Below are 22,745 nucleotides of genomic sequence, written 5' to 3'. Positions count from 1 at the left end.
GATTATAATCTATTAATCTTCAGAACATTACTTTAATTATTACTAAATGTGACCCCAACATTGCCAGTGCCAAGTGCTTCTTTTAATCCGGTGGGGTCGTCTATGATTCCCAGCTTTGTATAACTGTATGGAGTAGGAAAGGTTTTGTAAAACAGGACCAGGGTTTTTGAGCCATATAGCATTAAGTTCCCATTTTTAATCGATTTAGGGTTATACGAATCTGTTGGGAGACTGTTTGGCAAATCATAATATTTTTCGTTACCGTTCAGCTCGTTCATAGTAATGGTCATGGGCAATAGATCCTTGAATGCTTTCGCCAACTTATGGTCCAAAAGCGTAGCGGTAAAGGTTTTGGAATTTACCGTTATCTTGATTGTAGCGTATGCCATTGCGCCTTTATTTTCGATTTTCATGGGAATATTTGCCTCTTCGCAAGGTGATGGATTGCCTATTATAGCTGAAGTAAATAGCAAAACCATCAAAAGTATAGATTTCATGAAATTTATTTTGTTTTTAAAATTCCTTATCGCCCAGTAGACCTTTCTCCAGCTTGGGTATAACTTGTGCCTTACGGCCCTTTAACTGATGGTTGAGCACCTAACTGACAATCTCCATTTTTTTCAGTTGTTAGATGTATACTGCTCATCCGTCACAGGCTCAAGCCATTCTACTATTCCCTTTTCCGTATTAGGAATAATATAAAGCTGCTGTAACCCCACATCAGGGCTTGCACCGTGCCAGTGCCGAACATTGGGCGGGCATTTTATTACATCCCCTTTTTTGATGACTTCCATGGGTTGCCCTTCGATCTTATGATAGCCAACACCATCTGTAATGATCAGGATCTGTCCGGAAGGATGGGTATGCCAGTTGCTTCTTGCTCCCGGTTCAAAATAAACGTTACCAGCAAGTGTTGTATGTATTGAATCTGCGTCCACCAAGCGAATAGCATAAGCGTTACCCGTAAAAAATTCTTCCGAACCTTTTTCGCCCTTTGGGAAAATGGCATTCAATTCGTATTTGTCCGATTCCACATTTTCCTGTTTTTCAGCTTTTGTGTTGCAGGCCTGACCTATTAATAATAGTAGGGCAACTGCGAGTGTCATCTTTGTTTTCATTTTATCTGTTTTAAATTTTCTTAATGATTTTTGCAGGAGTACCGCCTACGACAACATTGTCGGGAACGTCTTTGGAGACGACCGAACCTGCAGCTACTACCGAGTTTTCGCCAATGGTAACGCCATACAAAATGGTGGCATTGGCACCGATCCACGCATTCTTCTTAATGTGGATTGGCTTCGGCACGAGCGTATGTCTATTATCTGGAGAAATAGGGTGTCCTTCCGTCAGCAAGCTGACTTTGGGCGCTATCAGTACACCATCTTCAATGGTAATCCCTCCCAGGTCCAAAAAAACACAATCAAAATTGATGAAGACGTTTTTGCCAATTTTTGTATGCTTGCCGTAATTGATATACAGAGGGGTAAAAACGGCAACACTTTCGTCAATTTCACACCCTGTAATTTGGCTAAGTAAATCCCTGACCTCCTTAGATTCTGTGGCATTGTTCATTCGAACCAATAATTTTTTGGTTTCGAATGAAGCCTCACGCATTCTATGGGCTTGCTGGTCGTTGGGCGGAATGTTTTCTCCTTTCCTTAACCGCTCAAAAATGTCTTTATCCGCCGGACTGGAACTATTTTGTTTTTTTTGCTCTTCTTCTGTATCCATTTTTACAAATTAAACTATTTATGATGGCCATCATATTTTTAGTTTCGACATTCGCCTGTTAGTACCACCAAAGCTGTACATCAAGGAAACATTCCATGTGAAATCATCTTCTGGAACTATCTCTGTATCGATAGCCTTATTGAGGATGGCCGAAACAGAAACGGGGAAATCTTTTTTTAATAAGGAAATAAAGCTCACAACGTAAAGACCCTTCAAATCGTCCGAAAGTAAATAATAGGCCTGCGGAGATATTTTAAAATACAACTTTTCGGAAATATGGAGGTTGTTGAAATATGAATTCAAAACCATAAAGTGGTTATTTCTGACCCCTTCATCAAAACCTCTGCCATAGAGATAGTACAATCCAATCCCAATATTGTCCGAAACCTTATAGGTGGGCGCAATTTCGCCGGCAAGGTAACGCCTTGATTCCAAAAGCTCCTCCGGTTGCCCATTTCTAACAATATTTATCGTCCTGAAGTTCAAGGCCGGGTGTGCCCCAAGACGCAACGAAAACCGCTCATTTTCTATCGCCTTATGTCGTAACCAGAAAATAAAGGACCAAGGCTTGCCTTCCAGTGAGAATCGCATGTCCGGTTCAAAACTAACTTTTCCCTTGGTAAATTTTAGATCAAATAGGAGTGCCGGGTCTCCCAAAGAAAAAGAAGGCACTAACGCAAATCCGTTATTGGTTATGCTTACTGTTCCATTGAAATCATCTAGAACAGGTTCAGTTTCTTTTTGCGCCATTGCGCTAGATCCACTGAAAAAAACAATTAGAAGTGCTATCAGATTTATCATGTTCTGAGCAGTAATTTTCATTTTTTTTACAATCAAAGGTAAAAACCAATTTTTTACATTTGTAACACGAATTACGTCTTTAATGTCAAATATCACTTATTTTAGTAAAAACAATAATTAATTGAAGGAGACAGATCAAAATAAGCCACGTATAGTGCTTCTGGAATTATCGAAGGAAACGAGATTTCCAATAGATTTCAATACCTATTACCATACCCATTTGTTTTGCCATCAAGGAAGCATTTCTTTTTTGTTCAATAACGTAGCGATGCAATGTAAAGGCAATGAATTTTTGTTTTGGTTCGCTGAAAGCCAGTTGAAGGATTTGGTTTTTTCTAAAGCCTTTAAGGCAACAGTTTTGCTAGTGGAGAAGCATTTTTTATACGATAATATCCCTGATCAAAGCTGGAGTATCGATGCCATCCTACATTCACGTCAGTATCCCATAAAACAGTTGAACGAAAAGAATGACAGGAAGAGGGTCTTATCAAATTTTAAATGGCTGTATGAAAGATTCCAATACAAAGAACATCGCTTTTATGAAGAGGTATTAAAGCTACAAATGCGCTTGTTCATTCTTGAAATGTGGCACACCTTTGCGAACGAATACGAACGCAGAAAACGCACCTTGCAAACGGGTTCATTATACGAGCGTTTCAATCATTTGATCCAAGAACACTGTATCGGAGAAAGGGAAGTACGGTTCTATGCCGATAAACTTAACGTGACCCCTAAATATTTGAATTACGTTTGCAAGCAGAACTCAGGCACCACGGCTTCCGAATGGATCCAACGATACTCCAAGGAACGTATTATACTCCTTTTGCAGAATAAAAATCTGAACATTGCAGAAATTGCGGATAAAATGATGTTTTCAAGCCGATCGTTTTTCACGCGGTATGTGAAAAAGGTTTTGGGTGCTACGCCAACGGAGTACAGAAATCGATTGGAGTAATATTAAAATGTTTTCTTTAAAGCAGCAGTTTAATAGTACAAATTAAAAAAAGAGAAATAGTATTTTTAAAAGTCCAATTCTTGTTCTCTTTTAGTTGTTTCGTCAATTGACCTTTTATAAGACTTATATTCCTAAATCAAATACTGAAGTTAACGCATTTAATAGATGTGATACTCTTTCAAAATATACTGCAAAGAGTGAAAAAACATCAAAACAGAGCAGTTTTTATAAAATAATACCCAGTTTAATTTGAAACCAAAATTGCGTGCAAATTGCGTGCAAATAAAAAAAGCTTCAAAAGTCATAAACTCTTGAAGCCTTATAAAAACTGGTGGAGAATACCGGATTCGAACCGGTGACCTCTTGCCTGCCAGGCAAGCGCTCTAGCCAACTGAGCTAATCCCCCAAAGAGAGCGCAAAGGAAATACTTTTTTCCGAAAGTATCAAAAATTGCGCCGCTTCCTTAATCTTTTTTAACGCTGAGTACCAGTACGGGTATCTTAACAAAGAATTCCGATTTTTGAATCGTGTTCTTTTCCCATAGCTTTTTAAAGAATCCTCGTTTTCTTCTAAACACGCACAACATGTCCGGATGCTCCTTCTGAAAGTATTCCGTTACCCCCAAATAAGTGGTGCCATTTTCAGTGATGGACAAATGTGAACTTAAATCCATCAAAGCGGTGTTTACCTTCAAATCATCTTCCGTATAACCTGGCCTTTTCACTAATAACAAACTGACCTCTGATCTAAATTTGTTTTTAATCATGATCAATGGAGTCAGAATACTGTTTCTTTTTAAGATACCTGATCCAAACGCGGTCAATATCTTTTTCACCGGTATAAATGTGGACCCTTTTGGAACAATCAGCGTAGGTATCTCTGTTTGTTTAATTATTCTACCAGAAGTATTCCCCAGGTAAAGTTCTTCCTGGATATCGTTACTCCTTGGTGCGATAATGATCAGGTCGATGCCTAATTCTTTGTTGATGCTCTTTAAACCATCTATAATATCTCCATTATAGGTGGTCATTTTTATATCAACACCTTTGGTGTCAACCCGATGTATCACCTCTTTTAAGTGCTCCTTGCTGCTCTTGGCTACCTTTTCTTCTACATTGGCCAAGCTTCCTACGGCCGTAGTTACATTAAATACATCCATCACATAGACCTTAGCTCCAAAATTTAAGGCAAAGTCAACAGCGTATTGCAATGTTTGAGAAGAGTCTGGAGAAGTCCCAATGGGTACAAGTATGTTATTCATGGTTTGGTGATTACGATTAAACCTTAAATTTACAATTATATTAAAACGAATCAATGATAAGACGCGCAAAGATATCTGAAATCCCTGATATCTTGATCATAACCCAGGCCTGTGCCAAAAAAATGCAGGCAAACGGTATTTTTCAATGGAACGAGCACTACCCTTCCAAAGAAGCCTTTATAAAAGACATAGAGCGCGAAGAACTTTTTGTTATTGAAGAAAACAATGCCGTTCAAGGTACTATTGTGATATCAACATTGATGGATGAAGAGTACAAACCCATTGAGTGGTTGACCCCAAATGGAAACAGCACTTACATCCATCGTCTTTCCGTTCATCCAAACCTTCAAGGCAAGGGATTGGCCCAACAAATGATGGATTTTGCAGAAAATTATTCCAAAGAAAACAGTTTTGTGTCGGTACGGTTGGACACCTTTTCCCAAAACAAAAGAAACCAGCATTTTTACGAGCAACGGGGCTACCAAAAACTGGGAGACATCTACTTTCCAAAACAAAGCGACCATCCTTTTCATTGTTATGAATTAGTGCTGTAACTTGCGGCCGATTTGAGCACACAGGTAAATTTTAAGAGCATCAACCAATTGGCGATTCCCGCAACCATTTCGGGAATTGCGGAACCCATACTCTCCATTACCGATACAGCTATTGTGGGCAATATTCCTATGGACGGATTGGAATCCTTAGCAGCCGCAGGTATAGTGGGATCATTTTTGTCCATGCTTATTTGGGTGCTCGGCCAAACCCGAAGCTCCATTTCCGCTATCATTTCCCAGTATCTGGGAGCTAGAAGGCTGGACGAAGTAAAAAACCTGCCCGCGCAGGCTATTTTCCTCAACATCCTTTTGAGCATTGTGGTACTGCTCACCACCATCTTTGTAATTGAAGAAATTTTTGAACTCTTCAATGCATCGGGAAAAATCTTGGAATATTGTGTTTCCTACTATTCCATTCGGGTTTGGGGATTCCCGCTTACCCTTTTCACCTTTGCCGTATTTGGCATATTTAGAGGACTGCAAAACACCTTCTACCCCATGATAATCGCTATGCTGGGTGCTGGCCTCAACATCTTATTGGATTTTGCCTTGGTTTATGGGATTGATGGATTGATTCCCGCACTTTATTTGGAAGGTGCTGCATGGGCAAGTTTGATTGCCCAAGCCATCATGGCCATATTGGCTCTTATTTTATTGGTGAAAAAGACGGATATCAGTATGAAATTGACCCTTCCGCTGAACAAAGAAATCAAACGGTTAATTTTCATGAGCCTTAACCTTTTTGTAAGGACTTTGGCACTCAATGCCGCTTTGATGCTTGCCGTTCGTGAGGCCACCACCTTGGGAGACCGTTTTATCGGAGCCCATACCATTGCCGTAAACCTGTGGTTGTTTGCTGCATTTTTTATTGATGGTTATGCCGCCGCGGGCAATAGTATGGGCGGAAAACTTTTGGGCGCCGCCGATTACGATGGCCTATGGAAACTGGCCAAAACCATATTTAAATATGGGATGGTCGTAAGCCTCGCCCTCATGTGCCTTGGGTTCGTTTTTTACCGACCCATTGGTCATCTTTTTTCAAATGAAGAAATTGTGCTCAACACTTTTTACAGTATTTTTTACATCGTGATCCTGGGACTGCCCATGAATACTTTGGCCTTTATTTTTGATGGACTATTTAAGGGAATGGGCGAAATGAAATATCTTCGAAATGTGCTATTGGCCGCCACTTTTTTAGGGTTTATCCCATGTCTGTATTTGGGCATGTATTTGGGGCTCGGTTTTTATGCCATTTGGATTGCTTTTGTGGTCTGGATGATGATTCGCGGATTCTCCCTGGTTTGGAAATTTAGAAGAAAGTTCAGACCCTTGGTGCAAAACCCTTAATTTAGTGCTCACATAAGTCTGACATCTGACAATCGATTTTAATGACAACAGATAGAACCAACGGAAGTTTATATACCAAAATAGAAAACAAGGTGGCGACCGTCGAATTTGGTCACCCTGCCAGTAATTCCTTTGTTTCCGAACTTTTGACCCGCCTTGCCAAGGAATTTGACAAGCTTGGTGAAAATGACGAGGTTTCCGTCATCGTTTTAAAATCTGAAGGAGAACGGGCCTTTTGTGCCGGTGCCTCTTTTGATGAATTGGTGGCCGTTTCCAACTTGGAAGAAGGAAAACAGTTTTTCAGCGGGTTCGCCAACGTAATCAATGCCATGCGTAAATGTCCCAAGCCGATTATCGGTCGGGTTCAGGGTAAAACCGTTGGTGGCGGTGTGGGATTGGCTTCTGCCTGTGATTATGTGCATGCAACGGTCGAAGCAGCCATTAAACTCTCCGAGATTTCCATAGGAATCGGTCCGTTCGTGATTGCTCCCGCCGTGGAACGCAAAATGGGAAAAGCGGCCTTGGCAGAGCTCACTTTATATCCCACAGAATGGAAAAATGCCTATTGGGCCAAAGAGCAAGGCTTGTATGCCAAAGTATACGATTCCATTTCCGAAATGGACAAGGAATTGGATATCCACGTTCAAAAACTTGCAACCTACAATCCCGAAGCCTTGGCCGAAATGAAAAAAGTACTTTGGGAAGGAACCGAGCATTGGGACGACTTATTGTTGGAACGTGCCAAAGCTTCCGGAAGATTGGCACTGTCGCCGAATACTAAAAATGCATTGAAAAAGTTTAAAAAATAAAAGTAGTTATGCCCGATTTATTTTTCCCCATATTGGCTCTTTTCGTAATTGTGGTGTATGTGGTCAACAGAATACGTAGCAACAGACGTTATAAAAAATAAATGAAGAACATTGCCCTGCCTAAAGGCAAAAAAGTCTATTTCGCAAGCGATAACCACCTTGGGGCACCTACCCGAAAGGACAGTTTGCCCCGTGAGAAAAAATTTGTGGCCTGGCTGGATTCCATAAAAGATGATGCCGCCGCTATTTTTCTAATGGGCGACCTTTTTGACTTTTGGTTCGAGTACAAAACCGTGGTACCCAAAGGCTTTACGCGCACCCTTGGCAAATTGGCCGAGCTGTCGGACATGGGCATACCCATCACCTATTTTGTGGGCAACCACGATCTTTGGATGAATGGCTATTTTGAAGAAGAGCTCAATATTCCTGTTTACCATAAACCCCAGCAGTTTTTAATCAACAACACCTCTTTTTTTATCGGCCATGGTGATGGATTGGGTCCTCACGACAAAGGTTTCAAACGGATGAAAAAGGTATTTACCAATCCTGTTGCCCAATGGTTTTTTAAATGGCTGCACCCTGATTTGGGCGTTCGCTTGGGACAGCATCTATCCGTGAACAACAAAATTATTTCAGGTGAGGCCGATGCCAAATTCTTGGGAGAGAATAAGGAATGGCTTATTTTATATGCCAAGCGCAAGCTGGAAGAGCAACATTACGACCATTTTATTTTTGGTCACCGTCATTTACCTTTGGAAATCAAACTCAACGATAAATCGACCTATACCAATCTAGGGGATTGGATTTCCTATTTTACCTATGCCGTTTTTGATGGTGAGAAATTGACCTTGGAGAAACTGGAAGGCTAACCTTCCTTTTCGTGTAGATCAATATCATCTTGAAGGTCCAATTTCCTAAACGTAGGTGAAGCAATCGCCGTTGTCCCTGCAGTCAAAAGCGTCATACATCCACCGAACACCACCGCCGTAACCGTTCCCAATAATTTGGCGGCCAAACCACTTTCAAAAGCGCCCAACTCGTTGGAAGACCCCACGAACATGGAATTAACCGAAGCTACCCTGCCCCGCATATTGTCCGGCGTTTTTAATTGTAAAATGGTTTGCCGTATGATCATGGAAACGCCATCCACTGAACCACTGAGGAACAAGGCTATTACCGATAACCAAAATAGTTCGGACAGTCCAAACACAATGATGCAGACCCCAAAGGCAAACACAGCCCACAACAATTTTTTACCTGCATTTTTGTGCAACGGAAATCGTGTGGAGCCCAACATCGTAATGGAGGCTCCCACGGCAGGAGCCGCCCTCAAAATTCCGAATCCTTCGGAACCCACGTGCAAAATATCTTGCGCATAAATGGGCAAAAGTGCTACAGCACCTCCAAAAAGTACTGCAATCATATCCAAGGTCAACGCTCCAAAAATCGCCTTGTTGCCAAAAACAAATTTGAGTCCGTCTCGTAAACTTTGAAAAACCGGTTCTCCAATTTTGGGGTTTAGAATAGGTTTTTTTGGAATCTGAAAAAGGAAAATCAAGGCAAACAAAGAGAAACCAAAAATGACGCACATGCTCCAATGCACACCTATCCAGCTAATGGAAAATCCTGCCAAGGCAGGACCTAAAACCGATGCCAATTGCCAGGTTGAGCTGCTCCAAGTAGCTGCATTCGGATATATCTTTTTGGGAACTATCAAAGCAATCAACGAAAAAATAGTCGGGCCGAGAAATGAGCGAACAAACCCACCCAAAAACACCAAGGCATAAATGGAATACAGTATGGTTTTGGAATCCCAAGATCCTTCAAGGCCGGGCCAACTTAACAAGAACAGTCCAAGACTTATCACCGAGAACCCTACAATACAGGTAACCAAAAGGTTTCGCTTTTCACGCTGATCAACAATATGCCCGGCAAAAAGTGCCATGCTCACGGCGGGAATCACTTCCATCAACCCAATAATTCCAAGAGAAAGTGGGTCTTTGGTCAACGAATACACCTGCCACTCAATTACGATAAATTGCATAGACCATGCAAATACCATGGCAAAACGTACAATTAAAAAAATGTTGAATTCCTTATAACGGAGTGCTGCGTAGGGGTCCATAAAATGCTAGCGAATATCTCTTAGTTTTAGTTGAAGGCTCACCGTTCCGTTCCATTCATTTTCATCCAACGAAAATACGGCATCAAAAGGTTTTACGCCCTTAACTATAGCTAATTTGTCGCCCAAATTAAACCCAATGCCCCCAATGGGATTGGAACCTGTTTGATATAGGCTACATTTTAAATGTTTCTCGCCCTCACCTACTCCGCGAGCGTAGCCTGTATCCTTTAACCCTTCCGCCATAAAAATAGGGGTCATGTTCCCAGGACCAAAGGGAGCAAATTGTTTAAGAATCCGCATCAATTTTGGCGTGATTTGATTGATTTCTATTTTGGCATCTACAGATATTTCGGGCTTTAGTAGTTCTGGATCAATGGATTCCGAAACTACTTTCTCGAACTGAATTTTAAAGGCTTCGTACTGTTCTTCCAATAGTGTGAGTCCCGCCGCGTACATATGCCCGCCAAACTGTTCCAAACAATCGGAACAGCCTTCCAAAGCGTTATAAATATCAAACCCTTTAACCGAACGGGCAGAAGCTGCCAATTTATCCCCACTTTTGGTGAAGACCAAAGTTGGCCTGTAATAGGTTTCCGTTAACCGAGAAGCTACAATCCCTATCACCCCTTTGTGCCAGTTTTCATTATATACAACGGATGTAAACCTATCTTCTTCTTGGTTTTCCTGAATTTGGATCAAAGCTTCTTCCGTGATTTCTTTATCCAAACTTCTTCGCTCCGTATTGAACTGTTCAATTTCTGAAGCATACTGTTTCGCTGTGGCAAAATCGGTTTCCGTAAGAAGCGTAACTGCATGTTGGCCATGCTTCATACGTCCCGCAGCATTGATTCGTGGTGCAACAATGAACACCACATCGGTAATGGTTAGTTCTCGTTTTTTTGTTTGATCTATTAAAGCTTTTATTCCTGTTCTTGGATTTTCATTGATTATCATGAGGCCATAATAAGCCAAAACTCGGTTTTCACCCGTAATAGGAACAATATCTGCCGCTATGGCGGTCGCTACCAAATCCAAATACAGCATTAAATCTTCTATGGTCTCACCTTGTTTAGACCCCAAAGCTTGAATCAGTTTAAAGCCGACCCCGCATCCGCAAAGTTCTTTGTACGGGTAGGGACAATCTTCTTGTTTAGGGTCCAATACGGCAACAGCATCGGGCAGTTCCTTACCCGGTCGGTGGTGATCACAAACTATGACATCAATTCCTTTTTCCTTGGCGTATGCAATCTGGTCGATGGCCTTGATTCCGCAATCCAATGCAATCATCAAACTAATATCGTTATCCGCAGCAAAATCTATTCCTTGAAACGATATGCCATAGCCTTCCAAATAGCGATCGGGAATATAGGTGGCCACATTAGGGTAAGATTCCATCAAAAAGGAACTCATCAAAGCCACAGAAGTAGTTCCGTCCACATCGTAATCGCCATAGACCAATATATTTTCTTCGTTTGCCAAAGCCTGTTCAATACGCTCAACGGCCTTATGCATATCCTTCATTAAAAAAGGGTCGTGTAAATGGCTCAATTCGGGGCGAAAAAATGCTTTGGCTTCTTCATAATTAGTAATTCCCCGCTGAATCAACAGTTGCGCAACTAAATCATCTACCCCTAATTTGTTGGAAAGATGGTCAATGGATTCTTGTGTAGGTTTTGGTTTTATGGTCCAACGCATAGTAGGTGTTATTTTGTTGTTGGGACTTTATTTTCAAATCTTTTAATCAATGAAAATGTAATAAAAATGTGGGCAAGATAATAGGTCGGGGTTATGAGAAAATCAAACGTATGATAATCCACAAACTCCTTAAAGGCTATAATGGTATCAGAGAAAATAATAAGAACAATACCAAAAACATAGCTCCATTTTTCTGTGGAATTTCTTTCCATGCCCATTGCCGCTCCCAACGAAAAGCAGGATATAAGCAAATACACCAAAGAGGCTATCATTAAAGCTACATCTGTAAAGTTGGGATACAGTACCAAAAAGAAAAATACCAAATATGCAGCCAATAAAATTCCAGTGAACATTCCTTTGATACGTCCATTGAACAAAGCGTAGAGCAAATATCCCACATGTGCCAAAAAGAAGAGGGCGATTCCCTTTACAAACATAAGACTGTCCCCATTCATATGGGACAAAAACCAATCCCCGATAATGGAAAACAAAAAGGCTCCAAGAATCCACCATGTATCCTTGGCATTTTTCTTTAACTGTGCGTAGAGTATCAGAATTATGAGAATCCCCATCCCGGCTGTGCCGGACTTAAAAATAAAATTTGCAGTGGAAACTCCTAAAATCGCAAGGATGACAGAAACACCCAATAATACATATAACCCATTCTTTTTTAGCCACATTTTGTTTCAATTTTAATGTTGACAGCGAACAATATAGGCTTCAAAAAAACCCATATCATCAAAAAGGAACTAGAGGTTATTGTCCTTTGTGTTCGGCCTATTTGTTATGATAAAAAATCTTAATGTCCAATTTGGCGAATTTTCTGAACATTTCCATCACACCACAATATTTTTCCACGGAAAGATCTACTGCTTTTTTAAGTTTGTCTTCCTTTAGGTTGGGGCCCGTAAAATGATACTCAATTACCGCGGAATCGTAGTATTTTGGGTGCTCATCCGTAAGGTTGGCGATGGTTTCAATCTTGAATTCTTCCACTTCAAGTTTCATTTTTTTCATTAATGATGCCACATCCAATCCTGAACACCCCGCCAATGAAGTAAGCATCAATGCCTTGGGACGTAGCCCTTCATTACTCCCTCCATGCTCTGGAGATGTATCAATTTTAATCGTGTGTCCAGAAGGATTTGTGCTCTCAAAAGTAGTTCCACCCAACCATGTGGTAGTGACGTGATTTGTCATGAAATATAATTTTTGTTACTTGTAGAATTCAAAAATACAATATTAAATATCATCCATGGCTTTAGTAGACCCCCTTTCCCCCGATCATGACCAGGAAACAAAAGAACTAGCGGAGTTCTTCAACGAAACGCTTGGGTTTTGTCCCAATTCTGTACTCACCATGCAGCATAGGCCGGCAATTTCCAAAGCATTCATCAACCTTAACAAAGCGGTAATGGCCAATGAGGGCAGAGTGACTTCTGCCTTGAAACGGATGATCGCCTGGGTGAGCAGTAATGCTACCGGGTGCCGTTATTGCCAAGCACATGCCATAAGGGCCGCAGAGCGATATGGAGCCGAACAGGAACAACTGGACAACATTTGGGAGTACAGAACGCATAGTGCTTTTTCTGCATCTGAAAAAGCTGCGCTGGATTTTGCCTTAGCTGCATCGCAAGTTCCAAATACGGTTAATGCTAATATTAAAAAGCAGTTGCATAAGCACTGGAATGATGGTGAAATTGTAGAAATGATGGGGGTAATCTCACTTTTTGGCTACCTGAACCGCTGGAACGATTCCATGGGGACCAACATAGAAGATGGCGCCGTGGAAAGTGCGGAAAAATATTTAGGTGAAGTGGGTTGGGAAAAAGGGAAGCATGATGGGTCTAAATACTAGATGATAGATTTAGGAATTAAGACTCATCAATACTCTTTCTCTTAAATCGGGCAATACCATTTTATCAAACCAAGGGTTTTTGCTCAACCAAAATCGGTTTCTTGGAGATGGGTGTGGCAGCACAATATAATGGGGTAAATATTCTTTGTAATTCCTTACTGTTTCGGTAAGATTCCTTTTCATCGTATCGCCCAAATAATATTTTTGAGCGTATTGACCTATTAGAATGGTGAGTTTTAGATCCGACATTTGATTTACCAAAGCTTTATGCCATAACGGAGCACATTCTGGCCTTGGGGGCAAATCCCCGGATTTTCCCTTTCCAGGGTAACAAAAACCCATAGGAATTAAGGCGAAAAGCTGTTCATTATAAAATTGTTCGTCCGTTACATTTAGCCATTTTCGTAATTGTTTTCCACTAGGATCGTCCCATGGTATACCCGTTTTATGCACCTTGGTACCGGGTGCCTGACCAATAATGGCAATTTTGGATTTAGGATGGCCAACCACAATAGGCCTGGGGCCCAAGGGTAGGTGTTCCGTGCAAATTGAGCAGTTTCGGATTTGTGAAAGAAGATGGTCCATGTTTTCAATCAATGAATTTAGTGTAAATGGAAAAAATACCCCAGCATTTTACCGCCGAGGTATTTCAACAATCAATCAAGAAAAGTCTAGTTATAGGTGTTTTTCAACTTTCTCCAATTCTCATTGGCCTTTTGAACCAGTTTGTTGTGGTTGTTTTCGGCAAGCCACAATTGTTGGGCATCCAATTCAAGATTATATAGGTACAAAAAGTACTTTCCGTCCTTTACAATAAACTTGTTGGGGTCTGGTCTAAACTTTGCTCCTGCATATACCCCAAAGGCGCAATATCCTCCGTATTGTGGTAAGTATTTGCTAGGATTCTTGTCAAACTTCTTCTTTTGGTCTGCATCTGTAAAGTAATAGACGATCTTATTGTGCTCCGACTTGAAATCCTTTACTCCGCGTTGGGCAATTCCCAAATCCAAATAGGAAACCGGGCTATAGCCTTGCAAAGCAATATTGCTGTTGTCAATATTATTCGCCTGTTTATCTTGGGCAAAAGAAGTGTTTACGGTAACGACCGCAATCAGTAAAATTGAAATGTTCTTTAATGTTTTCATTGTTTATGTATTAAAAAAATATGTGATTATTTACTCGCACTTAGCGAGACTACTAAAAAAACGACCGTTGCATTGAACCAATAGTATATGGCATCCAATCCGGAAAAGTCAAAGGCAAACGGTACGATCATAAAGGTTACGGCCACCAAAAGGTCTATGGCCAAATGTCCTTGGAATGGAATTGCCTTGAGCAGGCTCAGTTTGTAATCGGTGAGCAAACTGGCGGCAAAAACCGCAAGCCCGCTAATCACCGAGAACCAAATGGCCACTTGCGATGTTTTGCCCAAACCCAAAAGAAAGGGCGCCACAACAAGGCCAAGTCCTGCGGTATAATCCGCTACCCCATGAAGGGTTGGTGTAATAAACCTAAGTTTCATGGTCTTGGTTTAAGCGTTAAAGTATTCCTCGTGGATTACCTGACCCTGATCATTCCATACTCGTTTAATGATTTCATGCCAGTACACTTTACTGTCATCCTTCATCAGAAAATCAAAAGTAAATTCCGATGTGGTAACATTCCCGTCCACAAAGGTTCCGTGCAGTTCAATGCCATTTACCTTGGCAATGGCACCTGCAAAGCCCTCCATTTTTTCCACCATTTGTGCTTTCCCAGCGGTGGTCACCTGGTTGTAGTCTGAAGTGTTCGCATCTTCTGCAAAGTACTTCTCCACAGCTTCAACTATTGCACCTTGTGCAACAATGCTGTCCATTTCTGTAGCTAAGGTTCTAATATCCATTTGCTATGTTTTTAGTGATTAAACTTTATTTGTTGTAATTACATGGCAAATGTCTGATGACCTGGGGCGAAGTTTGCTACAAAAAAGGAGTGTTTCCTTGTACTTTTTGGTGTTTAAATTCTGATGGGTTGATACCCGTGTAGTGCTTAAAGAACATGGAAAAGTGATTGGGTTCTTCAAAGCCAAGCTGAATGGAGATTTCTTTTATGGGCAAGTCATTGTACAATAGTTTTTTGGAAGTATGCACCAATTCACTCCTAATCAAACGGCCTAAGGATTGATTCATCTTATTCCTGGTCTTTTTTTCTAGGGTCTTTATGGAAAGGTTCATTTTATCGGCATAAAAAGCCAAAGAGCGATTTTGGGTATGGTGTTCCCTCAATAGGTGAATCAAATCTTCAACAAAGGGATCCTTCCGCTTGTAGTCGAAGTTTTCTCGAAATTGTGTTGGACTATGTCCTGTTCGTTTTTTGAACACCCGATTAAAATAGGCGGGGTCCTTAAAGCCCATATCGTAAGAAACTTCTTGAATGTTTTTATCGGTAAAGGCCACTTCTTTTTTGCATTCCACCAATCGTTTCTCTTCCAACATGGTTTTGAGCGTAATCCCCAATTTATCCTTTACCAGACTATGGGCCCTATACCCATTTGCTCGAAATAAAGCCTCCAAGTCCTTACTTGTCAAATGGTTGGGATACTCTTGATCTATCACCTCTTTGATGTCAAAAATAACCTGATACTCATTTTTACTGGCGTTGAAAGGGTTTTGCCAAAACCATTGTTTAAGGGAGACATCAATGATCTCCTTGGTGCTGTCCTCAAAAATTGTTTCGGAAAGATACTTCTGGCATTCGGCACACTCCTTAAAGTTGATGTATCCCAGAGAAATTAAATGTTTGAAAAGTACCCTAACATCTTTGTTGTCAAAAACCTGCTTGCTGGGAAATTCAATAGTGCGCACTAGAAAATCATCGGACAGGAATTTTATATACTGCCCTTTCTCCAAATAAATGGCCTTGTCCCTCCAGTCTTCGTAGTTTTTAAAATCAACTTGAATACAGCCTGAACCAGAAAGTATGTGAAAAAGTGTGTACTGGTTGATGAAGTACACCTTATTTATTTCAGGGCTAAACTTGTGGACCATTTTTGGCTAATGTTTATGTCAATTTGGTCGGAACTCAACTAATTAACTAACACCTATTTCTTTCCGCCCACAACGATAACGAATTCTCCCTTAGGCGGTTTCGATGTGAAGTGTTCTATCACTTCAACGAGGGTGCCCCTAACCGTTTCCTCGTACAATTTGGTCAATTCCCTAGATACTGAAACAGGTCGGTCCTCTCCAAAATACTCGGCAAAATGGGTCAAAGTTTTAATGAGCTTGTGGGGCGATTCATAAAAAACCATGGTCCGGGTTTCTTCGGCAAGTTCCAAAAGTCGTGTCTGGCGACCTTTTTTAACGGGCAAAAATCCTTCAAAAACAAATCGGTCATTCGGCAAACCGCTATTCACCAAAGCGGGTACAAAAGCAGTGGCACCTGGTAGACATTCCACTTCAATATCGTTCTCAACACAAGCGCGCGTTAATAAAAACCCAGGATCGGAGATAGCTGGGGTACCGGCATCGGAGATTAGGGCATATGTGGAACCATCTTTCATCTTTTGCACCAAGGAATCCACCTGCTTATGCTCGTTGTGCATATGGTGACTCTGCAAAGGGGTCCTAATTTCGAAATGCTTTAGGAGTTTCCCACTGGTGCGTGTATCCTCGGCCAATACAACATCAACATCATTTAAAACTTTGATGCCGCGAAGTGTCATGTCCTCAAGATTTCCGATTGGTGTTGGAACCAGATATAGCTTTCCCATGGACCAAAGTTAAGATCTTCCAGTTAAAATGAAATTGGAAAAATAAATTTATGCGAACCTGCGTTCAATTAAAGCGGTAAAGCGAGCTTCGTATTCTTCTTTACCCTCCCAATTGTTGTACTCCGGTTTTACCATATTGTTGATAAATGCAATGGAACGTTCCTCGGTGTCGATAGTATTGAGTTGGGAAAGTACCCTTGTGTAATCTTCCATACTATTGTTAAAAAGGTGCTTTACAAAGGCAAGTTTATCATTGAGCCCCACTTGAAGGTCCTTGGCCAATCTGTCGTTCAAAGATTTAACTTTTTTCTGCTGGGTGGAAACAGCGCTATCATCGGTCGGAGCCAAGTTTTCCTTATCATTTTTCATAAAATCAGGCTTGGCCACAAATTCGGCAAACACCTTTTCCAAATCAGCATTGGAGGGCATTTCGGAAACCATGTCCTTAATGGTGTCCATACCCGGGGTCATAATATCTTCTTGGTGCGGATTGCTTTCAGGCACAGAAATGTTTCCGCTCAAAACCGCGTTTGCCATTTTCTCAAACCTTGTGGCAATCACATTTTTGCTAGTGTCAACCTCAACATCGCTCAATTTCTCGTCTATGAATTTCAGTACGGCCAACTTCTCATAAATCTCTTTGGACTTCTCATAAAGTGCCGTAAGATCCGTGTCCTCTCTTGCCGTAATTATTTCGGTGGACAACTTAATCAACTCTTCCCTCAATTTCCGTATCATAGCTTTTTTCTTTACTATAAAAATATAATGATTTTGCCAATACCCTATCAACAAAAGGTTAAAATCTTATTGAAAACAGGGGTGCAATTTTTTAGTAGCTTTGTGCTTGTCCCAATATAACGGGAAAACAAACAATTTCTTTCAAAAATACGGTATGTTTCTCGAAAACACGGTCAATCATAAAGAACAGTTTGGATGGATTGAGGTTATCTGCGGCTCCATGTTTTCCGGGAAGACAGAAGAGCTCATTCGACGTCTAAAACGAGCTCAATTTGCCAGACAAAAAGTGGAAATCTTTAAACCCATTGTGGATACGCGATATCATGAGGAGATGGTAGTCTCCCACGATTCCAACGAAATTAGGTCCACTCCTGTGCCCGCCGCAGCCAATATTCGCCTCTTGGCAGATGATTGTGATGTTGTCGGAATCGACGAGGCCCAATTTTTTGATGATGAAATTGTGACCGTCTGCAACGATTTGGCCAACCGAGGGGTTCGCGTAGTAGTCGCTGGTCTGGATATGGATTTTAAGGGCAATCCATTCGGGCCCATGCCCTCTTTAATGGCCACCGCGGAGTATGTGACCAAAGTGCACGCCGTATGCACCCGCACTGGTAATTTGGCCAACTACAGTTTTAGAAAATCCCTTAATGATAATTTGGTGCTTTTAGGTGAAACTGAAGAATACGAGCCATTGAGCAGAGCCTCATTTTATAAGGCCATGTTGCGAGAAAAAGTAAGGGAAATGGATGTGGATTCGGAAGAAGTGAGCACCAAAAAAGAAAAATCCAATGAGTAAGGTCGGGGAAACTACATTGGTTTTAGACCTTTCGGCATTGGGACACAATTACAATTACTTGCAATCCAAAATAAACCCTGAAACCAAATTTTTAGGTGTTGTAAAAGCCTTCGCTTATGGGAGCGATATGGTGACCATTGCCCAAAAACTGGAACAATTGGGTGCCGATTATTTGGCCGTAGCTTATGTACGTGAAGGTGTGCTCCTCAGAGAAGCCGGTATTAATCTTCCTGTTTTGGTGTTGCACCCCCTAGCTTCCAATTTTGATGATTTGATTTCTCACCATTTGGAGCCCAGCATCTATTCCAGAAATATTTTGAATCAATTTCTTGAAGCTGTTAAAACAAAGAATCAAACGGATTATCCTGTCCACATTAAATTCAATACCGGATTGAATCGTTTGGGCTTTTCAGAAAGCGATATTAATTTAATTGCTGAGGAAACCAAGGGCAACGGAAACGTCAAAATAGTTTCTTGCTTTTCACATTTGGCTGCGTCGGAAGATATCAACGAACGTGATTTCAGTTTAAATCAAATCAAATCCTTCAAAATATTAAGTGATGTACTCAAGAAAAAATTAGGCTATACACCTATGAGGCACATGTTGAATACTTCTGGCATCATCAACTACCCCGAAGCGCAGTTTGAAATGGTGCGGAGTGGAATCGGGCTCTACGGTTATGGCAATCAAGACGAAATTGATGCACAATTAAAGCCAGTGGCCACTTTAAAGACCATTATTTCACAAATCCATATAATCGGGGCAAACGAATCTGTAGGCTACAACCGAGCTTTTAAATCCAAAAGGCTTATAAAAAGTGCCACCTTGCCCATAGGACATGCCGATGGTATTGGCCGACTATACGGAAAAGGCAAAGGTTCGGTGGTCATTAAAGGACAAAAAGCACCCATACTCGGCAATGTTTGCATGGATATGATTATGGTAGATGTTACTGAAATTAATTGCAAAGAAGGAGATGAAGCCATTGTTTTTGGACCAGCAAACTCAGCCGAAAAATTTGCTTCTAGGGCAAATACCATTTCTTATGAAATCCTAACCGCCATATCACAACGCGTAAAAAGAGAGGTGATTAACCAATGATTTTTGCTCTAGACAGAGGAGCAAACCGCTTTTTTGCTTAATTTGTCTTTGATTAACCAATACTCAACTATAAAAATGGGATTTTTAAAAGAGTTTAAAGACTTTGCGATGAAAGGAAACCTGGTGGATATCGCCGTAGGTTTCGTTATGGGTGCCGCTTTTAAAGAAGTGGTTTCATCATTTACAGGAGGCATCGTTTCTCCTTTGATCGGATTATTGTTCAACGCAGATTTCAACGATTTGAAATATGTAATTACCGAGGGTACTCCCAATGATGCTGGAGAAATTGTCGGGGAAATAGCCGTAATGTATGGTGCATTCCTTACCAATGTTATCGACTTTATTATTGTGGCCTTTGTTATGTTCCTCATTGTAAAAGGAGTGAACAAAATGAAGAAAAAAGAAGAGCCTGCTCCAGAACCTCCAAAGGGACCGACCCAAGAAGAACTGTTGGCAGAAATTCGCGATTTATTGAAGAAATAAGAATCGTTGGTGCCGATTTTTTCGGTATCGCCGCTACATCACAATAACCTTTAAAAACCATCAATGTGTTTCGCTAACATGTTGATGGTTGTTTTATTTATAACATTTTGTTATTTTTTATTGATTGGTTACAAAAAAGCTTGTTTAAATCGCTGACTGAACTACCTTTGCGACAAGAAATAATTTTACGATGAAAGTAGCAGTAGTTGGCGCCACTGGAATGGTAGGCGAAGTCATGTTGAAAGTGTTGGAAGAACGTAACTTTCCCATTACAGAATTGTTGTTGGTTGCCTCGGAGCGTTCCGTAGGTAAAAAACTCACTTATAAAAATGAAGAGTACACCGTAATCGGATTGGCAGACGCTGTTGCTGCCCAACCGGACATTGCCATATTCTCTGCAGGGGGCGACACTTCTTTGGAGTGGGCACCTAAATTTGCCGAAGTAGGGACCACGGTAATCGATAACTCATCTGCTTGGCGTATGGATCCGACCAAAAAATTGGTCGTACCGGAAATCAATGCCAATGAATTGACTACTGAGGATAAAATCATAGCAAACCCTAACTGCTCTACCATCCAAATGGTATTGGCCTTGGACCCTTTGCACAAAAAATATCAAATGAAACGTGTAGTCGTCTCCACCTATCAATCTGTTTCTGGAACTGGGGTTAAAGCAGTAGAACAAATGGAAAACGAAGCTGCTGGAATTAAGGGCGAAATGGCATATCCTTACCCCATCAACCGAAATGCATTACCACATTGCGATGTATTCTTGGAAAATGGGTACACCAAAGAAGAGATGAAGTTGGCCCGTGAGCCACAAAAAATATTGGACGACCGTACGTTTTCGGTTACTGCAACCGCAGTTAGAATCCCAACCGCTGGCGGGCACTCAGAATCCGTGAATGTGGAATTCCACAACGATTTTGATTTGGCTGAAGTTCGGAAACTTCTTAGTGAAACCCCTGGTATTGTGGTTCAGGACAATCCGGACACCAACACATACCCAATGCCGGTGTACGCCAATGGAAAAGATGATGTTTTCGTTGGAAGAATTCGTAGAGATGAAACCCAACCCAACACTTTAAATATGTGGATAGTGGCGGACAACCTTAGAAAAGGGGCAGCTACCAATGCTGTGCAGATTGCGGAATACTTGGTGAAAAATAATTTGGTTTCGAATACGTCAGAGGCAATTTCTTAAGAAGTCATTGCTTATTTAAAATAAAAAAAGGGGCCAATTGGCCCCCTTCTTCTTTTATAGTGATAGGGTTAGTTTACACCGATTGTATCAGCATTTCCATCAGGGTCGCCGCTTACAGTTCCTCCATTGCCAATATTACCCAAAAGCAACAGACCACATGCATGTGGAGAAGCCATGGAAGTACCACTTATAGTATTGTATCCTCCTGGCCAAGTAGACTTAATAGCTACACCAGGCTCACAAAAATCAACAGGCGGATTTCCATAGTTTGAGAACGAAGCCCAAATATCTCCTTCTGACATTGCAGAAATGGTATAGATGTTATTTCCGTTGGCAGAAGCAGGAGAAGACCCATTGGCATCCGCACTTTCATTACCTGCAGCAATGGCAAATTTTACCACTGATGAAGCATTTATTACTGCATCGTTAACAGCTTGGGAAAATCCACCGCCCAAACTCATGTTGGCCACATCTCCATTAGAAGCATTGGCGGCCACAAAATCAATTCCTGCAATAACTCCAGAGTAAGAACCACTACCGCGACGGTCTAAAACCTTCACTGGAATAACAGTAGCACCAGCAGCAACACCCACAACACCAATCTCGTTATCAATGGCAGCTACAGTACCTGCCACGTGGGTTCCGTGACCATTGTTATCCACTGTCAAGTCAGAATCAGGTCCATTGGTAAAAGCATTGTAGCCTCGGCTTACATCCACATTCAAATCTTCATGAGTGGATTCTATACCCGAATCAATAATCCACGCTACATTATTGCCCGTATAAGAAGACCCTCCATTAACTCTGGTAATCCCCCATGGAATTTCTTGAGCAGCAGATCCACCGCCACCGCCGCCTGGACCTTTTCCGGGTGGTGGTGCCAAGGTGAACATTTGATCTTTTTCAATATAGGCCACACGATTATCCCCAGAAAGCTTTGCAGCATCTGCAGAACTCATGCGAGCCGATACACCCATTAAGGTTTTGCTATACACGTGGTCAATAATTTCTCCTTTCATTTGTAGACTTCCCAAAACTTCATTTGCCAATTGTTTCACGGCTCCTTTGGCCGATTTATAATCAGTTCCAAATTTAGCGCCAACATCACCAGTCACCTTTTGATCAAAAACAATAATATACGAACCGTCAATTTCGTAACTGCCCTGATTGAAAATCACAGATTCCTCTATTTCAGGAACTGCAATTGAATTTTCGAGGTTTTCCATTTCAGTTTGACTCTCATCCGAACAAGAGAATAAAATCAACCCAGTACTAGCCAAAAAGGCCATACTTTTTAAAAGAGGTTTTTTCATAATGTTAATAGTTTTTAGTTTTAGCTTGGCTGAATGTAATAATTTTCCTCACAAAATTATCTTATATCGTTAAATATTTTTTAACATTACCTTAACCTTTCTGTGTGGATTACGCTTTCCGGCCCATATTTTATCTTGTTTTTTATTTTTTTAAACTCCGATAAAAAAAGGACTCACCCAAAACCAGATAGCACCAATCTCATAAAATTCGTTAAAGCC

The 22,745-nt window shown here is 41.1% G+C and carries 27 protein-coding genes and 1 tRNA gene; 10 read left to right on the top strand and 18 right to left on the bottom strand.

The genetic code is table 11. The features are described from left to right. Positions 1–32: 32 nt before the first annotated feature. The 4 genes from ACQQ5U_RS06545 to ACQQ5U_RS06530 form a co-directional block, all read right to left on the bottom strand. Entirely contained in the window at positions 33–497 is a 465-nt protein-coding gene (locus ACQQ5U_RS06545; protein ID WP_437396175.1) for a cyclophilin-like fold protein, read from the bottom strand. Between the two features lie 123 nt (positions 498–620). Next, positions 621–1,106: a cupin domain-containing protein gene (locus tag ACQQ5U_RS06540; protein ID WP_437396174.1), complete on the bottom strand. Its 486-nt coding sequence runs from the start codon at positions 1,104–1,106 to the stop codon at positions 621–623. 22 nt (positions 1,107–1,128) lie between these two features. Then, entirely contained in the window at positions 1,129–1,731 is a 603-nt protein-coding gene (locus ACQQ5U_RS06535) for a sugar O-acetyltransferase (protein WP_437396173.1), read from the bottom strand. Positions 1,732–1,761: 30 nt separating this feature from the next. Beyond that, positions 1,762–2,553: a hypothetical protein gene (locus tag ACQQ5U_RS06530; RefSeq protein WP_437396172.1), complete on the bottom strand. Its 792-nt coding sequence runs from the start codon at positions 2,551–2,553 to the stop codon at positions 1,762–1,764. A 100-nt stretch (positions 2,554–2,653) separates the two neighbouring features. Between ACQQ5U_RS06530 and ACQQ5U_RS06525 the strand changes: the two genes are divergently transcribed. Then, on the top strand, positions 2,654–3,487 hold the full coding sequence (locus ACQQ5U_RS06525; RefSeq protein ID WP_437396171.1) for a helix-turn-helix domain-containing protein: 834 nt from the start codon (positions 2,654–2,656) through the stop codon (positions 3,485–3,487). A gap of 329 nt (positions 3,488–3,816) precedes the next feature. Here ACQQ5U_RS06525 and ACQQ5U_RS06520 read toward each other — a convergent pair. Beyond that, positions 3,817–3,893, bottom strand: a tRNA-Ala gene (locus ACQQ5U_RS06520). A 57-nt stretch (positions 3,894–3,950) separates the two neighbouring features. Further along, positions 3,951–4,748: a universal stress protein gene (locus ACQQ5U_RS06515; protein WP_437396170.1), complete on the bottom strand. Its 798-nt coding sequence runs from the start codon at positions 4,746–4,748 to the stop codon at positions 3,951–3,953. A gap of 53 nt (positions 4,749–4,801) precedes the next feature. Here ACQQ5U_RS06515 and ACQQ5U_RS06510 point away from each other — a divergent pair, with 53 nt between their 5' ends. The 4 genes from ACQQ5U_RS06510 to ACQQ5U_RS06495 all read left to right on the top strand — a co-directional run bounded on the left by ACQQ5U_RS06510 (position 4,802) and on the right by ACQQ5U_RS06495 (position 8,327). After that, positions 4,802–5,302, top strand: a complete 501-nt coding sequence (locus ACQQ5U_RS06510; RefSeq protein WP_437396169.1) for a GNAT family N-acetyltransferase — start codon at positions 4,802–4,804, stop codon at positions 5,300–5,302. 12 nt (positions 5,303–5,314) lie between these two features. Continuing rightward, on the top strand, positions 5,315–6,649 hold the full coding sequence (locus ACQQ5U_RS06505; protein WP_437396168.1) for an MATE family efflux transporter: 1,335 nt from the start codon (positions 5,315–5,317) through the stop codon (positions 6,647–6,649). Between the two features lie 41 nt (positions 6,650–6,690). After that, complete coding sequence (locus ACQQ5U_RS06500) at positions 6,691–7,458, top strand: enoyl-CoA hydratase/isomerase family protein (RefSeq protein ID WP_437396167.1); 768 nt, start codon at positions 6,691–6,693, stop codon at positions 7,456–7,458. Between the two features lie 101 nt (positions 7,459–7,559). Continuing rightward, positions 7,560–8,327 (top strand): UDP-2,3-diacylglucosamine diphosphatase, encoded by a 768-nt coding sequence (locus ACQQ5U_RS06495; RefSeq protein ID WP_437396166.1) that lies wholly within the window; start codon positions 7,560–7,562, stop codon positions 8,325–8,327. On the opposite strand, the gene ACQQ5U_RS06490 is transcribed toward ACQQ5U_RS06495, so the two are convergent. The 4 genes from ACQQ5U_RS06490 to ACQQ5U_RS06475 all read right to left on the bottom strand — a co-directional run bounded on the left by ACQQ5U_RS06490 (position 8,324) and on the right by ACQQ5U_RS06475 (position 12,478). Then, positions 8,324–9,583 carry an MFS transporter gene (locus ACQQ5U_RS06490; RefSeq protein ID WP_437396165.1) on the bottom strand — a complete coding sequence of 420 codons (1,260 nt, stop codon included), beginning with the start codon at positions 9,581–9,583 and terminating at the stop codon, positions 8,324–8,326. The two genes, ACQQ5U_RS06495 and ACQQ5U_RS06490, sit on opposite strands and share 4 nt — an antisense overlap. Before the next feature lie 6 nt (positions 9,584–9,589). Beyond that, positions 9,590–11,278 carry a single-stranded-DNA-specific exonuclease RecJ gene (gene recJ, locus ACQQ5U_RS06485; RefSeq protein ID WP_437396164.1) on the bottom strand — a complete coding sequence of 563 codons (1,689 nt, stop codon included), beginning with the start codon at positions 11,276–11,278 and terminating at the stop codon, positions 9,590–9,592. An 8-nt stretch (positions 11,279–11,286) separates the two neighbouring features. Continuing rightward, positions 11,287–11,958, bottom strand: coding sequence for a lysoplasmalogenase (locus tag ACQQ5U_RS06480; protein ID WP_437396163.1), 672 nt, complete (start codon positions 11,956–11,958; stop codon positions 11,287–11,289). 97 nt (positions 11,959–12,055) lie between these two features. Continuing rightward, positions 12,056–12,478: an OsmC family protein gene (locus ACQQ5U_RS06475; protein WP_437396162.1), complete on the bottom strand. Its 423-nt coding sequence runs from the start codon at positions 12,476–12,478 to the stop codon at positions 12,056–12,058. Between the two features lie 55 nt (positions 12,479–12,533). Between ACQQ5U_RS06475 and ACQQ5U_RS06470 the strand changes: the two genes are divergently transcribed. Further along, entirely contained in the window at positions 12,534–13,136 is a 603-nt protein-coding gene (locus ACQQ5U_RS06470; RefSeq protein ID WP_437396161.1) for a carboxymuconolactone decarboxylase family protein, read from the top strand. Between the two features lie 9 nt (positions 13,137–13,145). Here the strand turns inward: ACQQ5U_RS06470 and ACQQ5U_RS06465 are convergent, their stop codons facing one another. The 7 genes from ACQQ5U_RS06465 to ACQQ5U_RS06435 form a co-directional block, all read right to left on the bottom strand. Next, positions 13,146–13,721, bottom strand: a complete 576-nt coding sequence (locus ACQQ5U_RS06465) for a uracil-DNA glycosylase family protein (protein ID WP_437396160.1) — start codon at positions 13,719–13,721, stop codon at positions 13,146–13,148. Positions 13,722–13,807: 86 nt separating this feature from the next. Continuing rightward, entirely contained in the window at positions 13,808–14,281 is a 474-nt protein-coding gene (locus ACQQ5U_RS06460) for a YHS domain-containing (seleno)protein (protein WP_437396159.1), read from the bottom strand. Positions 14,282–14,307: 26 nt separating this feature from the next. Further along, on the bottom strand, positions 14,308–14,658 hold the full coding sequence (locus ACQQ5U_RS06455) for an SPW repeat domain-containing protein (RefSeq protein WP_437396158.1): 351 nt from the start codon (positions 14,656–14,658) through the stop codon (positions 14,308–14,310). A gap of 9 nt (positions 14,659–14,667) precedes the next feature. Next, entirely contained in the window at positions 14,668–15,018 is a 351-nt protein-coding gene (locus tag ACQQ5U_RS06450) for a hypothetical protein (protein WP_437396157.1), read from the bottom strand. A 76-nt stretch (positions 15,019–15,094) separates the two neighbouring features. Continuing rightward, complete coding sequence (locus tag ACQQ5U_RS06445; RefSeq protein ID WP_437396156.1) at positions 15,095–16,162, bottom strand: helix-turn-helix domain-containing protein; 1,068 nt, start codon at positions 16,160–16,162, stop codon at positions 15,095–15,097. A 53-nt stretch (positions 16,163–16,215) separates the two neighbouring features. Next, positions 16,216–16,887 carry a 16S rRNA (cytidine(1402)-2'-O)-methyltransferase gene (rsmI, locus tag ACQQ5U_RS06440; protein WP_437396155.1) on the bottom strand — a complete coding sequence of 224 codons (672 nt, stop codon included), beginning with the start codon at positions 16,885–16,887 and terminating at the stop codon, positions 16,216–16,218. 48 nt (positions 16,888–16,935) lie between these two features. Then, entirely contained in the window at positions 16,936–17,625 is a 690-nt protein-coding gene (locus ACQQ5U_RS06435) for a hypothetical protein (protein WP_437396154.1), read from the bottom strand. A gap of 154 nt (positions 17,626–17,779) precedes the next feature. Between ACQQ5U_RS06435 and ACQQ5U_RS06430 the strand changes: the two genes are divergently transcribed. From ACQQ5U_RS06430 to ACQQ5U_RS06415, 4 genes are all read left to right on the top strand, one after another. Then, positions 17,780–18,424 carry a thymidine kinase gene (locus ACQQ5U_RS06430; protein WP_437396153.1) on the top strand — a complete coding sequence of 215 codons (645 nt, stop codon included), beginning with the start codon at positions 17,780–17,782 and terminating at the stop codon, positions 18,422–18,424. Continuing rightward, on the top strand, positions 18,417–19,526 hold the full coding sequence (gene alr, locus ACQQ5U_RS06425; RefSeq protein ID WP_437396152.1) for an alanine racemase: 1,110 nt from the start codon (positions 18,417–18,419) through the stop codon (positions 19,524–19,526). Before ACQQ5U_RS06430 ends, alr begins: the two co-directional genes overlap by 8 nt. A 75-nt stretch (positions 19,527–19,601) precedes the next feature. Then, positions 19,602–20,009 (top strand): large-conductance mechanosensitive channel protein MscL, encoded by a 408-nt coding sequence (gene mscL / locus ACQQ5U_RS06420; RefSeq protein WP_437396151.1) that lies wholly within the window; start codon positions 19,602–19,604, stop codon positions 20,007–20,009. Positions 20,010–20,199: 190 nt separating this feature from the next. Then, positions 20,200–21,213, top strand: coding sequence for an aspartate-semialdehyde dehydrogenase (locus ACQQ5U_RS06415; protein WP_437396150.1), 1,014 nt, complete (start codon positions 20,200–20,202; stop codon positions 21,211–21,213). Between the two features lie 68 nt (positions 21,214–21,281). On the opposite strand, the gene ACQQ5U_RS06410 is transcribed toward ACQQ5U_RS06415, so the two are convergent. After that, entirely contained in the window at positions 21,282–22,526 is a 1,245-nt protein-coding gene (locus tag ACQQ5U_RS06410; protein WP_437396149.1) for a S8 family serine peptidase, read from the bottom strand. Between the last annotated feature and the right edge of the window lie 219 nt (positions 22,527–22,745).

It is taken from the genome of Flagellimonas lutimaris (assembly GCF_051494225.1).
In the GTDB taxonomy this organism is placed as follows: Bacteria; Bacteroidota; Bacteroidia; order Flavobacteriales; family Flavobacteriaceae; genus Flagellimonas; species Flagellimonas lutimaris_A.
Note: the sequence above shows the minus strand (reverse complement) of the source record. Positions and strands in the feature narration are given on the sequence as shown.

Bases quoted from the DNA above. Each gene is read 5' to 3' on its own strand.
- ACQQ5U_RS06445 (WP_437396156.1), bottom strand. From the start codon at position 16,162: ATGGTCCACAAGTTTAGCCCTGAAATAAATAAGGTGTACTTCATCAAC.
- ACQQ5U_RS06470 (WP_437396161.1), top strand. From the start codon at position 12,534: ATGGCTTTAGTAGACCCCCTTTCCCCCGATCATGACCAGGAAACAAAA.
- ACQQ5U_RS06475 (WP_437396162.1), bottom strand. From the start codon at position 12,478: ATGACAAATCACGTCACTACCACATGGTTGGGTGGAACTACTTTTGAG.
- rsmI (WP_437396155.1), bottom strand. From the start codon at position 16,887: ATGGGAAAGCTATATCTGGTTCCAACACCAATCGGAAATCTTGAGGAC.
- ACQQ5U_RS06435 (WP_437396154.1), bottom strand. From the start codon at position 17,625: ATGATACGGAAATTGAGGGAAGAGTTGATTAAGTTGTCCACCGAAATA.
- ACQQ5U_RS06410 (WP_437396149.1), bottom strand. From the start codon at position 22,526: ATGAAAAAACCTCTTTTAAAAAGTATGGCCTTTTTGGCTAGTACTGGG.
- ACQQ5U_RS06490 (WP_437396165.1), bottom strand. From the start codon at position 9,583: ATGGACCCCTACGCAGCACTCCGTTATAAGGAATTCAACATTTTTTTA.
- alr (WP_437396152.1), top strand. From the start codon at position 18,417: ATGAGTAAGGTCGGGGAAACTACATTGGTTTTAGACCTTTCGGCATTG.
- mscL (WP_437396151.1), top strand. From the start codon at position 19,602: ATGGGATTTTTAAAAGAGTTTAAAGACTTTGCGATGAAAGGAAACCTG.
- ACQQ5U_RS06460 (WP_437396159.1), bottom strand. From the start codon at position 14,281: ATGAAAACATTAAAGAACATTTCAATTTTACTGATTGCGGTCGTTACC.
- ACQQ5U_RS06450 (WP_437396157.1), bottom strand. From the start codon at position 15,018: ATGGATATTAGAACCTTAGCTACAGAAATGGACAGCATTGTTGCACAA.
- recJ (WP_437396164.1), bottom strand. From the start codon at position 11,278: ATGCGTTGGACCATAAAACCAAAACCTACACAAGAATCCATTGACCAT.
- ACQQ5U_RS06455 (WP_437396158.1), bottom strand. From the start codon at position 14,658: ATGAAACTTAGGTTTATTACACCAACCCTTCATGGGGTAGCGGATTAT.
- ACQQ5U_RS06430 (WP_437396153.1), top strand. From the start codon at position 17,780: ATGTTTCTCGAAAACACGGTCAATCATAAAGAACAGTTTGGATGGATT.
- ACQQ5U_RS06495 (WP_437396166.1), top strand. From the start codon at position 7,560: ATGAAGAACATTGCCCTGCCTAAAGGCAAAAAAGTCTATTTCGCAAGC.
- ACQQ5U_RS06465 (WP_437396160.1), bottom strand. From the start codon at position 13,721: ATGGACCATCTTCTTTCACAAATCCGAAACTGCTCAATTTGCACGGAA.
- ACQQ5U_RS06515 (WP_437396170.1), bottom strand. From the start codon at position 4,748: ATGAATAACATACTTGTACCCATTGGGACTTCTCCAGACTCTTCTCAA.
- ACQQ5U_RS06415 (WP_437396150.1), top strand. From the start codon at position 20,200: ATGAAAGTAGCAGTAGTTGGCGCCACTGGAATGGTAGGCGAAGTCATG.
- ACQQ5U_RS06500 (WP_437396167.1), top strand. From the start codon at position 6,691: ATGACAACAGATAGAACCAACGGAAGTTTATATACCAAAATAGAAAAC.
- ACQQ5U_RS06545 (WP_437396175.1), bottom strand. From the start codon at position 497: ATGAAATCTATACTTTTGATGGTTTTGCTATTTACTTCAGCTATAATA.
- ACQQ5U_RS06530 (WP_437396172.1), bottom strand. From the start codon at position 2,553: ATGAAAATTACTGCTCAGAACATGATAAATCTGATAGCACTTCTAATT.
- ACQQ5U_RS06540 (WP_437396174.1), bottom strand. From the start codon at position 1,106: ATGACACTCGCAGTTGCCCTACTATTATTAATAGGTCAGGCCTGCAAC.
- ACQQ5U_RS06480 (WP_437396163.1), bottom strand. From the start codon at position 11,958: ATGTGGCTAAAAAAGAATGGGTTATATGTATTATTGGGTGTTTCTGTC.
- ACQQ5U_RS06510 (WP_437396169.1), top strand. From the start codon at position 4,802: ATGATAAGACGCGCAAAGATATCTGAAATCCCTGATATCTTGATCATA.
- ACQQ5U_RS06535 (WP_437396173.1), bottom strand. From the start codon at position 1,731: ATGGATACAGAAGAAGAGCAAAAAAAACAAAATAGTTCCAGTCCGGCG.